The sequence below is a fragment of the Streptomyces sp. f51 genome (genome assembly GCF_037940415.1).
Taxonomy (GTDB): domain Bacteria; phylum Actinomycetota; class Actinomycetes; order Streptomycetales; family Streptomycetaceae; genus Streptomyces.
This window is the reverse complement of record NZ_CP149798.1, coordinates 1,706,870-1,722,430: the sequence shown is the minus strand read 5'-3', so window position 1 is coordinate 1,722,430 and position 15,561 is coordinate 1,706,870. Positions and strand designations below refer to the sequence as shown.

10 protein-coding genes and 2 pseudogenes are annotated in these 15,561 nt (G+C 68.0%); 4 read left to right on the top strand and 8 right to left on the bottom strand.

Going from position 1 to position 15,561, the window contains the following annotated elements; all coding sequences use genetic code 11:
- Positions 1-32 precede the first annotated feature (32 nt).
- Positions 33-941 (bottom strand): chitosanase, encoded by a 909-nt coding sequence (locus WJM95_RS07700; RefSeq protein ID WP_339128813.1) that lies wholly within the window; start codon positions 939-941, stop codon positions 33-35.
- A 117-nt stretch (positions 942-1,058) separates the two neighbouring features.
- Complete coding sequence (locus tag WJM95_RS07695; protein WP_339128812.1) at positions 1,059-1,979, bottom strand: rhomboid family intramembrane serine protease; 921 nt, start codon at positions 1,977-1,979, stop codon at positions 1,059-1,061.
- Positions 1,980-2,370: 391 nt separating this feature from the next.
- Here WJM95_RS07695 and WJM95_RS07690 point away from each other — a divergent pair.
- Positions 2,371-2,628, top strand: a pseudogene (locus tag WJM95_RS07690) (VWA domain-containing protein); the annotation flags it as partial.
- Positions 2,629-3,323: 695 nt separating this feature from the next.
- On the opposite strand, the gene WJM95_RS07685 reads toward WJM95_RS07690, so the two are convergent.
- Positions 3,324-3,614: a winged helix-turn-helix domain-containing protein gene (locus WJM95_RS07685; RefSeq protein ID WP_339128811.1), complete on the bottom strand. Its 291-nt coding sequence runs from the start codon at positions 3,612-3,614 to the stop codon at positions 3,324-3,326.
- 146 nt (positions 3,615-3,760) lie between these two features.
- On the opposite strand from WJM95_RS07685, the gene WJM95_RS07680 reads away from it, so the two are divergent.
- Complete coding sequence (locus WJM95_RS07680; protein WP_339128810.1) at positions 3,761-4,156, top strand: DUF6415 family natural product biosynthesis protein; 396 nt, start codon at positions 3,761-3,763, stop codon at positions 4,154-4,156.
- A 614-nt stretch (positions 4,157-4,770) separates the two neighbouring features.
- Here the strand turns inward: WJM95_RS07680 and WJM95_RS07675 are convergent.
- The 3 genes from WJM95_RS07675 to WJM95_RS07665 all read right to left on the bottom strand — a co-directional run bounded on the left by WJM95_RS07675 (position 4,771) and on the right by WJM95_RS07665 (position 11,024).
- Positions 4,771-5,247, bottom strand: coding sequence for a hypothetical protein (locus WJM95_RS07675; RefSeq protein WP_339128808.1), 477 nt, complete (start codon positions 5,245-5,247; stop codon positions 4,771-4,773).
- 890 nt (positions 5,248-6,137) lie between these two features.
- Positions 6,138-8,747, bottom strand: a complete 2,610-nt coding sequence (locus tag WJM95_RS07670; protein ID WP_339128806.1) for a phage/plasmid primase, P4 family — start codon at positions 8,745-8,747, stop codon at positions 6,138-6,140.
- A 774-nt stretch (positions 8,748-9,521) separates the two neighbouring features.
- On the bottom strand, positions 9,522-11,024 hold the full coding sequence (locus WJM95_RS07665) for a recombinase family protein (protein WP_339128804.1): 1,503 nt from the start codon (positions 11,022-11,024) through the stop codon (positions 9,522-9,524).
- Positions 11,025-11,068: 44 nt separating this feature from the next.
- Between WJM95_RS07665 and WJM95_RS07660 the strand changes: the two are divergent.
- Positions 11,069-11,542, top strand: a pseudogene (locus WJM95_RS07660) (VWA domain-containing protein); the annotation flags it as partial.
- 130 nt (positions 11,543-11,672) lie between these two features.
- On the top strand, positions 11,673-13,394 hold the full coding sequence (locus WJM95_RS07655) for a cytochrome bc complex cytochrome b subunit (protein ID WP_339128802.1): 1,722 nt from the start codon (positions 11,673-11,675) through the stop codon (positions 13,392-13,394).
- On the opposite strand, the gene WJM95_RS07650 is transcribed toward WJM95_RS07655, so the two are convergent.
- Both WJM95_RS07650 and WJM95_RS07645 read right to left on the bottom strand, forming a co-directional pair.
- Entirely contained in the window at positions 13,366-14,358 is a 993-nt protein-coding gene (locus WJM95_RS07650; protein WP_339128800.1) for an acyl-CoA dehydrogenase family protein, read from the bottom strand. The two genes, WJM95_RS07655 and WJM95_RS07650, sit on opposite strands and share 29 nt — an antisense overlap.
- A complete protein-coding gene (locus WJM95_RS07645) occupies positions 14,358-15,503 on the bottom strand; it encodes an acyl-CoA dehydrogenase family protein (protein ID WP_339128799.1) in 1,146 nt (381 codons plus the stop codon). Before WJM95_RS07645 ends, WJM95_RS07650 begins: the two co-directional genes overlap by 1 nt.
- Positions 15,504-15,561 lie beyond the last annotated feature (58 nt).

Below are 15,561 nucleotides of genomic sequence, written 5' to 3'. Positions count from 1 at the left end.
TCTCCCAGGGCACGTGGAGCGGGCTCGGCCGTCTACGGCACGCGGTACGTCTCGCCGTACACGCGCCACTCCAGCGGTGTGTCCAGGCCGAGGTTCCCGTCGTCGAGGAACCGGCGCTGGGCGGTGTCGATCCGGGTGGTGTCGCGGTCGGGGTTCGCGGATCTCATGACCGCGCGGCGGACGTCCAGAAAGACCTCCAGGTACGCCTTCTCGTCGCCGCGCTCGGACGGAGGCTTCGCCTCGCGCAGGGCGCGGTCGCGCAACCCGTAGAAGCCGTCGCCGCCGGTACCGGGACCGTGCATCACCATGGCGTCGTAGTAGATGAACTGGCCGAGCGTGCCGAGGCCGTCGAGCTTGGCGCGCCGCACCGCGGGATCGAAGTAGACCCGGTCGCGTTCGTGGTCCTGGGCCTCGCGGAAGGCGGGGACCGCGGCCTCGTGGCGCCAGGCCGCGGCGAAGCCCGGGTCCAGGCCCTCGTGGGAGTCCGTGCCGTCGACCGCGCGCAGGGCCGGGAGATAGCGGGCGAGCCCGTTGCCCGGGTGCAGCGCGGTGTAGCGCTCGACGAGGGTGAGCAGATCGTGGGTGCCGGTGCAGAAGCCGATGACGCCCGCCGTGTAGCCCTGGCCGTCGCCGATGTCCTCGATGTAGGCGTACGCCGAGCGCCAGTTCAGCGTGGAGTTCTCGGCGCTCGCCACGATCTCCTGGGCGAGCTCCTTCTTGTCCGGGGCCGCGAGGCCCGCCGGGGTGCCGGCCGGGGTGCTCGCGACGGCCGTGGCACGGGGCGCCCGCTCGGCCTGGGCCCTGCCCGCCGCACGGGACCGCGCCACCGGTGACGGGTTGCCCTTGGCGTCGGCCGCCGTGTGCTCGGGCGTGGTGCAGGCGACCGCAGCCGTCATCAGAACGGGGACGAGGGCGAACGACAGGAAACCCGCACGTTTCATGACGCACAGGGTACGCAGCGCCCGGCGCCCGGGCGGGGACGTCGGGCGGACCGGACGCGCGTCGCACGGACCGCGGTTCGCGCTCGGGGCGCGCGGTGAGCGCGCCCCGGCGGACCGTCAGACGGCGCCGGTTCTCAGCGCCGACACCTTCAGCACCGTGAGCACCACCAGGACGGCGAGGAGCCCCACGCAGGCGGCCGCCTGGACCAGCGCGCGACGGGAGCCGCGGGGAGCGTACGCGTAGGCCACCGTCACCAGCCCGCCCGCCAGCAGTCCGCCCAGATGCCCCTGCCAGGACGTGAGCCCCGCCGAGATCACGAGCCACAGCAGCAGGCCCGCCATGAACCGGTTGACGCCGGCCATGTCCGCGCCGAGCCGGCGGGCCATGACGTAGTACGCGGCACTGACACCGAAGATCGCGCCCGACGCGCCGATCGTCTGCTGGTCCGGCGCGATGAGCAGCACGAGGACCGAGCCGCCGAGCGCGGACAGCAGATACAGCGCGAGATAGCGGACCCGGCCGAGCTGGGCCTCGACGGTCCGGCCGATGTTCCACAGCGCGAACATGTTCATCCCGATGTGCGCGATCCCGAACGTGCCCCCGGTGGGCGGCAGATGAAGGAACGCGCCGGTCAGCAGCCGGTACCACTCCCCGTCGACCAGGCCCTCCGCGTGGTAGTCGGGGGAGTGGACGGCGGCCCAGTAGTAGTGGCCCCCGTCCGGGCCCACGAGTCCCGCGCCCAGCATCGCGAACCGGTCCACGACCGAGGAGCGCAGCAGTTCGGCCAGGTAGGCCAGCAGATTGAGGCCGATGAGGACGTACGTGACCGCGGGCACCGTCGAGATCCGGCCGCCGAAGGCCGTGCGGGCCTGCCGGATCGACCGGGAGCCCTCCTTCACGCACTCCACGCACTGGTGGCCCACGGCGGCCTCGCGCATGCAGCTCGGACATATGTAGCGGTCGCATCGGGTGCAGCGCACATGCGACTCCACCTTGGGGTGGCGGTAGCAGGTGGTGACGGCGGACTCGGACTCCACGGCCGGCTCCTTGGAACGCACGGGGAAAGAGGGGAAGGTGAGCCGGTGGGGACGGCGGTGATCAAATTATCCGACCCGCCGCCGGGCGGGAACCGGCAGGGCCACGATCCGGGGCCGCCGCGACCCGACGCCGCGACCGCGCTCGGGGCGGGTCGGCTTCGTGACTCCGGAAGGGCCGGCATCGTGACTTGGGACGGGTCGGCATCGTGACTTGGGACGGGTCGGCACCGTGACTCGGGACGGGTCGGCATCGTGACTTGGGACGGGTCGGCATCGTGAGTCGGGACGGGTCGGAAAGGCGACTTGGGACGGGTCGGCACCGCGCTCCGGGCGGCTCGGCGCCGTGACGTAATCTCGGCGTTCCGCAGTCCGCTGACCACGGGAGCCCCGCATGGCCGGAATCAGCCTCACGAAGATCGAGGAGACCGCGCCCGCGCTGGTGAGCGCCTACCGGAGCGCCGGGATCAGCCTCACCAAGAACGGGCTGAGCGGGCAGCGCGCCGCCGTGTACCTCGTGGTCGACTACTCGGGGTCGATGAAGCCGTACTACGACGACGGCAGTGTGCAGGCCCTGGCCGACCGGGTGCTCGGCCTGTCCGCCCACCTCGACGACGACGGCACCGTCCCGGTCGTCTTCTTCTCCACGGACAACTCTCTACGTAGGACGACACGCAGCGTAAGCAGGACGTGATCAAGGAAACCGCAGGTCAGGGGCCATTCGCTGAAGTGAATCGGACCATGATCAGCGCGAGTGCTGGCAAGCGCCCTGATCACTACGCCCTGTAGTCGGAATCTGGCCCGGAGGGGGGCCAGGGCAGACCCTGCGGCCGGACGGTCGGCACTGCTGCCGGAGGCGGCCAGCACGCCCCCGTGGCCCCTGCTGTCGTACGCCGATGGCATGCGCCCCGCATGGCCAGGTAGGGGCGCGCTCGGGCCCCTACAACTCGGAGATGACCTCCACGGAGATGGAGGTCGGGATGGCCATTGCAGCGCCCCGCTCGCCCTGTCGCTGCTGCCCTGGATTCACGGGGCATGCATGCAGCCTGCATGCGCTGCTGCATTACCTGCCCTTGACTGCTGCGTGGTCTGGTCATGGTCATGCATTGCGTTCTTGCGTGCGCAACGCAGCGACGTCTGTCTGTACTCATGAACGTGCAGGCCAGCGCGGCAACGGCAGAGGCTGCGCCACTGTGAGCAAACCTGAGCTGCGCACTCCGCAAACGCGAATGCGCCCCATCTGTCCAGATCTGGCCACGTCTGCCCCACCATGACCCGGGGGTATTTAACGGGGGTCACTGGGCTGGGCTGAACCCACCCCGAGCATGCGCACCAGACCTCTCAGGCTCATGCCTGCGGCGGCTGCTCCGTGGCTTTGTCGGGTACGGGGTCGGCCACGAAGGTGCCGCGCCCGTGCACGGCGATGATCAATGCCCTCTGGCGGAGCACTTCGGCGGCCCGCCGGACCGTCAGGTACGCGACGCCGTATTCCTGCGCTAGATCGCGCTCGGAGGAAAGGCGTGCGCCCGGCCGGAGTTCTCCGGCCCGAATCCTGGCCTCGATGTGATCGGCCACGGCCACGTAGACGAGCTGGGGACCCTGCGGGTTGAACTCGGGCACCTCGTTGCGATCACTCACAGGGGCAACGTAGAGCGCTGCAAAGCTGCCGGAATCTCTGGAGAGCTATACAGAGCTATACATCCATCAGTACGGTCGAGGACGAAAGGACCCCGGCGAGTCGGTCAGGACTCCCGGGGCATGGCCGACACCCAAGGAGTGCCGACATGCCGAAAGCTACCGCCACCGAGACCGCGAACGAAGGGGCGGGCGTGGGCCCGCTTCCGCCGGACATCGAGACAATGCGCACGAGTGCCCGCCTGCTGCTGGCCGACGACGGCCAGGTGCCGGAAGATCTGCACACGCTCGCGCTCATGCTCACGGGCCACATCAACGTGCTGATCCCGGCCGTGGAGAAGGCGACCCGGGGACTGCCCCGGAATGACATCCCCCGCGCCTGCGCAATGGCCTGCATCGGAGAGGCAGGAATTCGCCTGCGCATCGGCTGGCCGGAGGATCTGGCGACCGTCCAGCATTCCGTGGCCATGAAACTGGCCCGGTCGGTCAATGCTCTGTGCGACCACTACGAGAACCTGCGCGGGAGCGCACGGGCGAAGAACTGAGACGAGCCCGGAATGGGGGAGGGCTGTGTGTGGGAGTCGTCCCCCATTCGTGCGCAGCGCCTGCAATTGTCGACATTCCGCCGCCTCGTGGCGGAGATTTGTCGAATAGGTGCGCATGAATGCGCCATAAGGCGCCGGGTGAAGTGAATGGGGAATTCCATAGGCGTCTTTTCCGGCCTATTGGGGAATCCTGCATTCGAACAAAGAAGAAACCCCCGAGCCGTCACTTTCGGGGGTTTTCTTCTGCGCCCAACTGGGTTATTCACGCCCTCGCCATGGCTGGGCTACGGATCCCAGGGAATGAATATCCGGAAGGCGCCAGACCTAACAGGCGCTCACACAGACTCAGTACGTCGCCGGGGAGGTAGCTGAACCTCCGACGCCGGGAGTCTTGAAGGTCTGCACCGACGTGCCGAGATATCCGGAGTCGGGAGACTCCGAGTCCATGGCATTCGCCAGATCACGTGCAGGGGCACCCGTATTGGCGCCACTGAGCGGCTGCTGCACATTGGGTGCAGCGCAGCCACCCTTGAGCGACTGCATCGGCTGAGAGCTGACCTCGTGGCCAGGGTCGCCGGAAAGGTCGGTGCCTGGAACAGCTCGGGTGATGTCCATCAGAAACCCATTCCGTCGTACGACTGGCCGATCTGACTGCCCTGCGAACGGAGATACTCCGTCAATTCCTCGGCATTCCTGGCGTTACGGATGCGCGCTATCTGCTCCGCCTCGCTGCCTGCCGGATGGGCGGACATGTTGCCCTGAGAAAGCATGTGGTGGTACTGCATCTGTTCTGCGTCCGATGCAAATGGCGTTGCAAGGATCGGGCGCCGTTCTGGCTGCGGTCCGCCGTTCTGAGGTGCGTTTCCGGGGGAGTGCGGGCTACCGCCCAGCAGGTCCCGGTTCGCGTCCTCCAGCTCCGCTAGCCGTCGCTTCAGGTCCTGGTTTTCCCTGTCGACCCTTTGCGCGTAACTCCGCAGCCCTTGTCCGCCGCTCTTGCGCGGCTGCGGCTGCTCTTCCTGCTCTTCCTGCTCTTCGTACGGATCGGCGTCAAAACCGTAGCCGCCGCCGTAGTAACCCATGTCGTAGGACATGCGCTCCCCTTTCAAGGCCGTCAGCTCTCGGGGAAGAGCTGAGTTCCGCTCCGGACTTAGATCGAGCGGGGCCGGGAGATCCGCTCGTGGAATGAATGTACCGGTCCCGACGGACACCGGTTCGCCGGGCAATGCAAACCCCGAGCCGGCTGCCGCCTTTGCCTGCAATGCGTCCCGCCTCTTCGAGTGAAACTCCACCTCCCCCTCCATCTCGACCGAGGGGGAGACGGAGGGGGAGATGCAGCAGACGAAGATGCCCGCCTAGTTCTCGAAGTTCGCGCCGTAAGCCGCGTAGTTCTCGGCCCTGCTCACGGCCTCCTCACGCAGATGCGGTGGGAGATACCGCGTACGCGGAGCCCGCTTATCCCAGTTCCGCCACTGACGGCCGAGCCGGTCTCGGTGCAGGCCTCGATGACCGGCCGTCTGCTGACAGAGAGAGTCCTCATAGTGGCGGCGCACAGCGCCGCATGTGGCGGTCTCGCGGTAAGGCGACATACGATCGCCATCCCTTCTACTTCGTCGCCGGAGGAGAGGATTTGTGGCCCTCCAGGGATGCGCCCCTGGAGGGCCACGGTTGTTATGCGGCTGAGTCCTTGTCCGTTGAGGGACTGAGCGATAGTCGCTGTCGGTCCTCAGTGTTCGGGAAGTAGGCCGTCGTGCTGAACTCGCCGGGGAACTCGGTGCACATGGCGTCATCCAGTGCGCCACGGGCCCGGAGTAGGGCCTCTGACGCATGCCGCAGTTTTCTGGCTGCCTGCATCGTGCCCGGATAGGTATTCGCCGTACGTGTCGCCCGTCGCGTCAGTTCGTCGTGAATGGCGGCCAACATGGCTCCCATCTCGGCGTGCTCATCGAGCGTGAAGCCCGGTTTCATCAGTCGGTCTCCTCGGTCATGCGGCGGGTGGCTTGTTGCCGCCCGGCGGAACGTAGGGGCGGCCAGGGCGCGGGTCGCGCGTACGTGCGCGCGCACGAGGAGCGGCCACCTCGGAAGGAACCTCCAGGCCCTGACCAGGGATGTTCACGATGTTCACGGAGCGCTGGTTAACGCCGTAGGAATTCTCTTCGCGGGGGGTTACCAGATCTGCGTGAACATCGTGAACAGGAGGCGCCGAGTCCGTTTGGATGGACGCCTCCACGTCATCCGCGACGCTGCGGAAACGGACACCGATCCATGCCTTGTACGTGGCCCCTCCGGGTACTTCGGCGTACGGATTCAACTCCGTCATCCGCTGCTGCCGTGGACTGCGTGAGCGCCGTGGATTGGCCCGCGTCGCCTTCAACTCGACGCCGTGCCGCCGCATAACGTCGTGGCTTTCGAAGCGGGCCGCGATGGTCTTTTCGCTCCAGGCGCTCATCCCCTTACCGATGAGGTAAGCGTCCAACTCATCCTTGAAGTCCCGTCCGTGGATGTGCTGGCCTGACTCGAATATGAGCACGTCGTCACTGAAGGCCAGGACTGTGTCTGATTCTTTGCGCCACTTGAGGGTGTCGTCCGCGACGGATTCGGGGAGTGGCGGCATTACCTTGTTCGCCTCGTACCAGCGCTGTGCGCCCTCGACCATCCATGCGAGCGCAGCCGCGTGCACGTCGGGGTCGTCCTTGCACCGATCCCTCAACCCCGGGTCTCCTGGCCGGTCATCGGCGGTCACCAATTCCTCTCCAGGCTTTCGGTAGCTGTAGGGGAAGGTGACCAGCGCCAACCGCCGCCATGACCCGTGATCCGTCTCCGTGATTTCCGGCCGGAAGTTGGTCGAGATGAACATGGAGTGCGTGGCAGTGAACGTCACCGAATCCTGACGAATGCGGCGGGCCGTGATCTGCGGCGTTCCCACGGTGCGCTTAAGCCTCTGGGTGTCCAGCCTGCGTGCCTCCGGCGTTTCCTCCATGACTGCGTACCGAACACCCATCAGGTCCATGAGTTCGGTGGGGTGTGCCGACGGATCTGCCATCAACACCCGGTCGGAAAGCAGCGTGTAGTAGTCGCCCATTGCCGTCGCCGTGGTCGCGTTGACAGTGGATTTTCCGTTCTCTCCTGAACCCTGCGACACGATGAGGAGGTCATCAGGCGGAGTGTGTCCGGTAGCCGCCTGGCCCATTCGGATCTGGAACCAATCGCGTATGCCCTCCGGAACTGCCTCCAGAGTCTTTTCCCAGTCCGGATGCCGGTAGTCGGGGCGGTATTCCGCACCCGCCATTTTGGTCATCAGCCGGCTCGGGTCCGACGAAAGCAATTCGCCGGTCCTCAGATTCACCACGCCGTTACGCACGTTGAGCAGATCGGGGTCCCGGTCCAACTCTTCAGGAGTGGTGAACACGCCCTCGAATCCACGGGCCATCTTCAGGACAGTGATCTGCTTTTCTGCCTTCAGCGCCCTGCGCCATCCGGTGATGACGTCCATGGGGACACTGCCCGGTTCTCGGCGCTCCTGATTCAAGGCACCCTGGTATTGCTGGATTGCCCAACGTCGGATCTGTTCGGCCACCTCCAATTCGTCGCAGTCGCGCCACACTCGGCCGGTCCATGCTTTCCATCCGAGACCTGGCACAAAGCGGTATGCGCCTGTGAGCACGTCGGCCACCACGGATTCCGCCAGGTATGAATCCTCGAACTGATCGCTCGTACGCGGCGCAGCGCGGCGCATTCGCCGGTCCTCCCACACTCGCGGTTCAGTGCCCGCGTCCTTCAACCCCTGCTCGATTGCGGCGTATCCCTTTTCGTGACCGTCCTCCCACGTGTCGACTGCCGCGCGCAGCTCGGCGCGCAGCTCCTCCACGGAGATCTCCTCGAACTGGGCCAGTTCGAACGCGATGTCATTGACCGGTTGCGTGGCCGCGCTGCCGACCGGCATGGCGCGTATCTCGGCGCACTTGCCCTCGATGTACCGGCGCAGGCCCTCAGGGGCCGTCTGCGGGCCGTTCAGGGGCTGCGTAGCCCTCTGGCCCGCCGGGGGCGTGCTGGCCCGTCCGGGGGCCACGTACGGGCGCCGGGGCGTCAGCCTGTCGGCAACCCATGCGGGGAGTTCGGCCGGACGGATTCTCAGCGTGGCGTCGTACTTACCGCGTACGCCGTTCTCCTCGACCACGGACGGGGCGGCGACCACATATCCGCCGTCGCCCCGGGTGTCGATGTCCGGCCCGAGTCCCGCTTTCTCGGTACCGGTGGAGTTGTTCAGGCGGGACTGCGGCATCTCGAAGAAGTAGTGCCGTCCGCCGGACCACGTCTGGACCGTGTAGGTATCCGGCAAGTCGCCGTGCTCGGCAACCAATTGGGCAAGCGTCTCGGCGCCCTTCTTGCCGTTCTTCGTGTCGACGTCGATGACGAAGAGTCCCGAGATACCGGTGGCAATACCGATGTTGGCGGTAGGGGTATCGGTCCACCAGGCCGTGATGACGCGCGGGTCCGTGCTCGCGTCCTTGAATCCGTTGGGGGTGGCCGGGACCTTAGTCAGTGGGCGCAACGGAAAGACTGACCAACCCATGCGGGCGTAGGTCAATGCCACGGGGAGAAGAGAGGCATTGCGGGGCTCATCCGCAGGCAGATCTGCCATGCTTGTTGTGCCTGTTCTATCCAAGCCGCCCCGGGTTACTCCTCTCCGGGGCGGCTGCCTTTTGCGGACCGGTAGTCAGGCCCCGCAGATAGCGGGACTCCTCTCCTCCGACCGGTCCTAGGCGTTAGGTCATGCCATCCTGGGTGTGCCTTTCATCGGGTACAGAACCGTCCTCGGATACCTGAGCCGTGGACGGTTCTTCCGTCTCATCGGTCTCGTCGTCCTGCTCCATGCAGATGGTTTTCCAGTCCAGTCCGGCTACGCCGAAGTGGCGCCGGACGGCTGGGTTTTCGAACCAGTCGGACATGTGGCTCACGCAGCCGTAGACGGAGCCAGGAGCGCGCGCAGGCGCTCCAATTGCTCGGGTGTGAGTGGAGGCGCAGCCTGGACCACGCGTGCTATCTGCTCTTCGAGCCGTGCCACGCGCAGGTCTCGCAGATCGTCGGTGACATCCGCGTCAGGGTCCTGACGCTTTCGTCCGGCAATTCGTGCTCGGATCTGCGTCCATGTGAGATCGGGCTCTGTCGCCACGATTCCTCTCCGGGGGAGCGTGCCTGCACACCGACACTCATGTCTCGGGGTGGCCGCTCTCCTTCGGCCCTTAAAAGCTACAGGGCGCTAGCTGGGATATCCAAATCCCTGCCAGCGCCCTGTAATTCTTTACTTATCGAGCCGTGCCCAATTCAGGGAGCGCGCCCCTTCAGGGGAGCGCTGCATTCGGGCTGGTCAGTCCGTCTCTTTTACGAAACGGATCCTGTCCTGGATGGCCTCTGACTCACTGTCCGGCACCGGCCGGACGCGTGGCTGCCCGAGAACTCCGGGCGCCAACAGCATGCCCACGATGGCCCGTTGTGCACTGACCTCCGTGCGCTCCCAGCGCGCGGCCGCGCCGGGTCCCGCCTCGAAGATGGACACCAGGGGATTGGGCGCCGTGAGGGCGCGCTCACGGCCCTCCAACTCTGAGATGTCCTCCTCCAAGCGTGAGATCTTCCGCGCGATCAGACGCGCCTCTGCCGGGGTCTCCGGGTCCTCTGCCTCGAAGGCCTCCAAGCTGGCTCGCGCCGTGGCGATATCGGCGCGTACGACGGGCAGTTCTTCGCTGTCACCCGTGGCCAAAAGGCCTGCGGCCACGTCCGGCCGTGAGAGATAGGCCAGCACTACCCCCGGGTGTTCCGCGTCCCCGATCAGATAGGCGTCCGTCTCTGCCTTGTCCACCATGAGATGCCCGTACCGGTAACAGGCGTAGGAGGGGCGCCTATCGCGTTCACGGCCTCCAGCGCGTACGGCCATTCGTCCGCCGCACACATCGCAGCGCAGAGTCCCGGTGAGCACATGCCGAACGCTGGCCGTGGTGTACGACTTTCGGGACGGGTCGGCGAGCATTCGCTGCACACCCTCGAATGTCGCCGGGTCGATGAGCGGTTCCCAGTTCCCGGGGCGCTCCGTGCCGCCGTGGACGCGGATACCGATGTACGCCTTACGCAGCAGCATCTGCCGCAGATTCTGTGGCGAGAACGTGGCGCCGCTCTGGCGGCTGACAATGCCGCGTCGCTCCCAGTCCATGGCCACCGACCGGATGGACTCCGGCGCCTTTTCGGGGCTGCCCAGAACGCGCCGGAACAACTCCTGGACCAACGGTGCCTCATTGTGGTCGGCGTACTGCCTGACGGGCCGTGGACGGCCATCGATCAGCTCATAGTCCCGGGCGTATCCGAATGGTGTCTTTCCGTGCGGACGCCCCTCATCGAGTGCGGAGTTCACGCCTCGCAGCGTACGGACGCTGAGGAGTCGTGCCTCCTTTTCGGCGTCATTGATTCCGGAGATCAGGCTGTGCCGGTCCCCGTAGTTCTGGGGATTGAAGGTGCGGTCAAGGCTGGTGATGTGAATCAGATAGCTGCCGTTCTCGGCAGCGTCCACCAGGGCCACGCCCTTACCGGTTTCGCGGGCGAGCCTGGAGATTTCCCAGAGCACGAGCACGGTCCCTGGCTCGCCGAAGTCTTTGGACTCCAGATCAGCCATGAGCCGGTCGAAGTCATCCCGGGTCTTCTTCGCGAATTTCGAGGCACTGCCCGTGTCGGCGTAGGGCTCGCCCCACGTCCACGGGCCGTGGCCCTGCTCGGCCGCGATGTTGTCCTTGTGCTGGTCGGTGATCGAACGGGCGACGCGCCCTTTGCCCTTCGAGACGCGCAGGTACTCCCTGGCGGTCTGCGTCGCTGCTGCCGTGGTCATGGCCCCTCCTGGTGACGTCCTTCAAGGGGACCATAGGTAGAACTTTCTCCACGGACGTCGACGCGGTCACCGACATCGCGCTCGACAACCACCGCGGGCGGATCGCGTCGATCGCGGCCGGGCTCGGGCACATGGGCAGGACCAGCTACCACCTCGCCATGGACGCCGTCATCGACCACTACCTCGACAGCGGCTCCGACGCCCCGGCCCTGGTCGTGTTCCAGACCGACGGAGGGCCGATCAACAAGCTCGCCGCCGAACGGTATCTGTGCAAGGCCGCCCGGCTGCCGATGTTCTGGCAGTTCATAGGCTTCGGCGACCGGGGCAGCAAGCAGTTCGACTTCCTGCGCCGGCTCGACGACCTGGCCGTGCCGCAGAAGCGGGTCGTCGACAACGCGGGCTTCTTCCACGCCGGTTCGGACCCGCGCGAGGTCGGCGACGCGGAGCTGTACGACCGGATGGTCGCGGAGTTCCCGCACTGGCTGGCGGCGGCACGGGCGCGCGGAATCCTGGCCTGACCCTCGTCCCCGCGGTGGCCGGACCCGCCGGCACCCCGTTCGGCCGTGTCCGCCCCAACATCCTTTCCAGGACGCCCCGTTGGCGGAGAGCGGCCGGCGTGCCACCCTGGTGGGCCGAGGGGAGCGGCGAATGGGCGCACGAGAGATCGACTCCGGCAGGGCCGCACGGACTTCGGTGAACGGGGCACCAGGGAGCGGGACTTCGCGGGACACCGGCCCAGAGGGAACGCCGCGGGCCCGGCGCGCGCCGGAGACCGGCAAAGGGGAGCGGCTCGCCGACTGGGCCGACGGACGCCTCGGCGTCTACTCCCTGGCCAAGGCCAACATGCGCAAGGTCTTCCCGGACCACTGGTCGTTCATGCTGGGCGAGATCTGCCTCTACAGCTTCCTCGTCCTGATCCTCACCGGCGTCTACCTCACCCTGTTCTTCGAGCCGAGCGGCGTCGACGTCGTCTACCACGGCTCCTACGGGCCGCTGAACGGCATCGTCATGACCCGGGCGTACGAGTCCACGCTCGACATCAGCTTCGACGTGCGCGGCGGACTGCTCATCCGCCAGATCCACCACTGGGCGGCGCTGGTCTTCCTCGCCGGGATGCTCGTGCACATGATGCGGGTCTTCTTCACCGGCGCGTTCCGCAAGCCGCGCGAGGTCAACTGGCTCTTCGGCTGGACCCTGTTGATGCTCGGCCTGCTCACCGGACTGACCGGCTACTCGCTGCCCGACGACCTGCTCTCCGGCACCGGCGTCCGCTTCGCCGACGGCGCCATCCTGTCGATCCCCGTCGTGGGGACGTACCTCTCCTTCTTCCTCTTCGGCGGGGAGTTCCCCGGGCACGACATCATCTCCAGGTTCTTCCCCATCCACGTCCTGCTGCTGCCGGGCGTCATGCTGGGGCTGGTGGTCGCGCATCTGATCCTGGTCTTCCACCACAAGCACACGCAGTACCCGGGGCCGGGCAAGGACGAGAAGTCGGTCGTCGGCATGCCCTTCCTGCCCGTCTACATGGCCAAGGCCGGCGGCTTCTTCTTCCTGGTCTTCGGAGTCCTGGCGATCATGGGCGCGATCGCCACCATCAACCCCGTGTGGGCGTTCGGGCCCTACCGCCCGGACCTCGTGACCACCGGCGCGCAGCCCGACTGGTACCTCGGCTTCTCCGAAGGGCTCATCCGGGTGATGCCGGGATGGGAGATCAACGCCTCCGGCCACACCCTCCAGCTGGGCGTCCTCATCCCCTTCGCGCTGTTCCCGCTCGTCATGACCGCCATCGCCCTCTACCCGTTCGTCGAGGCCTGGGTCACCGGTGACAAGCGCGAGCACCACATCCTGGACCGGCCGCGCAACGTGCCCACCCGCACCGCGCTCGGCGTCGCCTGGCTGACGCTGTACGCCGTCCTGCTCGTCGGCGGCGGGAACGACCTGTGGGCCACCCACTTCCATCTGTCGATCAACGCGATCACCTGGTTCGTCCGCGTCGCCGTCTTCGCCGGGCCCGCACTCGCCTACGTCCTCACGAAACGGATCTGCCTCGGGCTCCAGCGGGCCGACCGGGAGAAGGTGCTGCACGGACGCGAGTCCGGCACGATCATGATGCTGCCGCACGGCGAGTACGTCGAGGTCCACGAACCCCTCACCCCGGCCCAGCGGTTCACCCTCACCCAGCACGAACAGGCGCCGCCCTACGAGGTGGGCCCCCTCGTCGACGCCAACGGCGTGGCCCGCCGTGCCGGCCCCGCCCTACGGCTGCGCGCCCGGCTCGCGCGCGCCCTCTACGGGCCCGGCACGAGGATCCCCAAGCCGACGGCCGAGGAGTACCGGGAGATCACGAGCGGGGACGACCACCACCACTGAGACCGGCCAGCGCCTCGGCCCTGCACGCGCCAGGAGTGCCCCAGGCGGACCGCAGGGAACGAGCCCTGGTGAACCACAGCGACAGGTCGTACTCGGCCGTGTAGCCGATCGCGCCGTGCAGCTGCAACGCGGCCCGCGCCGTGGCGTACGCCGCCTCGCAGGCCGTGACCTTCGCCGCGGCCACGTCCGCGGGGTCCATCGACAGCGCGGCCCCGAACAGCAGCGGACGCGCGAACTCCAGGGCGATCAGCGCGTCCGCGAGCCGGTGCTTGACCGCCTGGAACGAACCGACGGGAACACCGAACTGGGTCCGCTGCCCCGCGTACGCGACGGTCCGCGCGAGCAGCGCGAGGCCCACCCCGAGGGCCTGGGCCGCGGTGGCCAGCCGGGCCCACGTCAGCGCCCGGAGCGCGGCACGGGCGACCTGCGGGCCCGCGGCCAGGAGTTCGCCGCCGCCCAGCGCGGGAGCGAACCGGCGGGAGCGGTCGACGGACACCCGCACCGGGCCGTGGCCGGACGCGAGCCGCAGCTCCCCGCCGTCCACCGCGAGCAGCACCCCCGCCGCGTCCGCGTCGAGCGCCGGAGCACCGTCCAGGGCGAGGGTGGCCGGGCTCTTGCCCGAGGCCAGCCCCGGCAGCAGCCGTTCGGCAGGACCGGGCGCGTCCAGCCCGCCCAGCAGGGCGGCCGCGGCGACCGTCTCCACCACAGGACCGGGAACCGCGTGCCGCCCCAGTTCCACGAAGGCCACCGCCAGTTCCACCGGCAGCGGACCCACCCCCTCGTACTCCTCCGGGACCGCCAGCGCGAACACCCCCGCCTCCGCCAGCCGCGACCACAGGGCCCGCCCCGGCCCGGGGTCCCCGAGCGCCCACGCCCGCACCGCCGACGGTGTGTCCGAGGACCCCAGCATCGCGTCCAGGGAGGCGGCGAACGCACGCTGCTCGGCGTCGAGGAGGAAGCGCATCAGCGGCGGCCCTTCGGAAGGCCGAGCAGCCGCTCGGCGACGATGTCGCGCTGGATCTCGTTCGTGCCCGCGTAGACCGGACCCGCGAGCGCGAAGACGTACCCCTCGCACCACCCCGTGTCCGCCGTGTCGCCCTCGGCGCCCAGCAGATCGAGCGCCGTCTCGTGCAGCGCGATGTCGAGCTCCGACCAGAACACCTTGTTCAGGCTGGACTCCGCCCCGACGCTCCCCCCTTCGAGCAGCCGGGAGGCATGGCCGTACGTGAAGAGCTGGTAGGCGCGCGCCCCGATCACCGCGTCGGCGACCCTGTCGCGCAGCGCCGAGTCCGACGGGTCGCCGTGGGTGTGCCACAGCGCGGCCAGCCGGTCCGCGGCCGCCAGGAAACGGCCCGGCGAACGCAGCGTCAGACCCCGTTCCTCGCCCGCCGTCGACATCGCCACCCGCCAGCCCTGCCCCGGCTCCCCGATCACGTCCTCGTCGGGCACGAACACGTCGTCCAGGAACAGCTCCGCGAACGCCGGCCTGCCGTCCAGCCGCCCGATCGGACGGACCGTCACCCCCGGCGCGCGCAGGTCGAACATCAGATACGTCAGGCCCTGATGGGGCTTCGCCAGGCCCGGCTCGCTGCGGAACAGACCGAAGGCCCGGTCCGCGAACGCGGCCCGCGACGACCACGTCTTGTGACCCCGCAGCAGCCAGCCGCCCTCCACCCGCACCGCCCGCGACCTGAGCGAGGCCAGATCCGAACCCGCCTCCGGCTCCGACCATGCCTGCGCCCACACCACCTCGCCCGTGGCCATCGGGGGCAGCACCCGCGCACGCTGTTCCGCGGTGCCGTGCCGGAACAGCGTCGGCGCGAGGAGGCTGACGCCGTTCTGCCCGACCCGGCCCGGCGCGCCCGCCGCGTGGTACTCCTCCTCGAACACCAGCCAGCGCACGAGGTCCGCGTCCCGGCCGCCGAACTCCGCCGGCCACGACACCACCGACCAGCGGTCCGCCGCCAGTTCGGCCTCCCACGCGCGATGCGCCGCGAACCCCCTCGCGGTCTCCAGGGAGGGCAGCGGAACCGCCGGGACATGGGCCTCCAGCCAGGCACGGGCCTCGGCGCGGAACGCCTCGTCGGCGGGGGAGACGGTGAGATCCATCGGCGGGGCCCCTTCCTGCGACCTTCCCTAACAAGTGTTTGGTAGGTTAGCTTGGAGG

Coding starts and splice junctions, on each gene's coding strand:
- WJM95_RS07645 (WP_339128799.1), bottom strand. CDS start 15,503: ATGGATCTCACCGTCTCCCCCGCCGACGAGGCGTTCCGCGCCGAGGCC.
- WJM95_RS07665 (WP_339128804.1), bottom strand. CDS start 11,024: ATGACCACGGCAGCAGCGACGCAGACCGCCAGGGAGTACCTGCGCGTC.
- WJM95_RS07700 (WP_339128813.1), bottom strand. CDS start 941: ATGAAACGTGCGGGTTTCCTGTCGTTCGCCCTCGTCCCCGTTCTGATG.
- WJM95_RS07680 (WP_339128810.1), top strand. CDS start 3,761: ATGCCGAAAGCTACCGCCACCGAGACCGCGAACGAAGGGGCGGGCGTG.
- WJM95_RS07650 (WP_339128800.1), bottom strand. CDS start 14,358: ATGCGCTTCCTCCTCGACGCCGAGCAGCGTGCGTTCGCCGCCTCCCTG.
- WJM95_RS07675 (WP_339128808.1), bottom strand. CDS start 5,247: ATGTCCTACGACATGGGTTACTACGGCGGCGGCTACGGTTTTGACGCC.
- WJM95_RS07655 (WP_339128802.1), top strand. CDS start 11,673: ATGGGCGCACGAGAGATCGACTCCGGCAGGGCCGCACGGACTTCGGTG.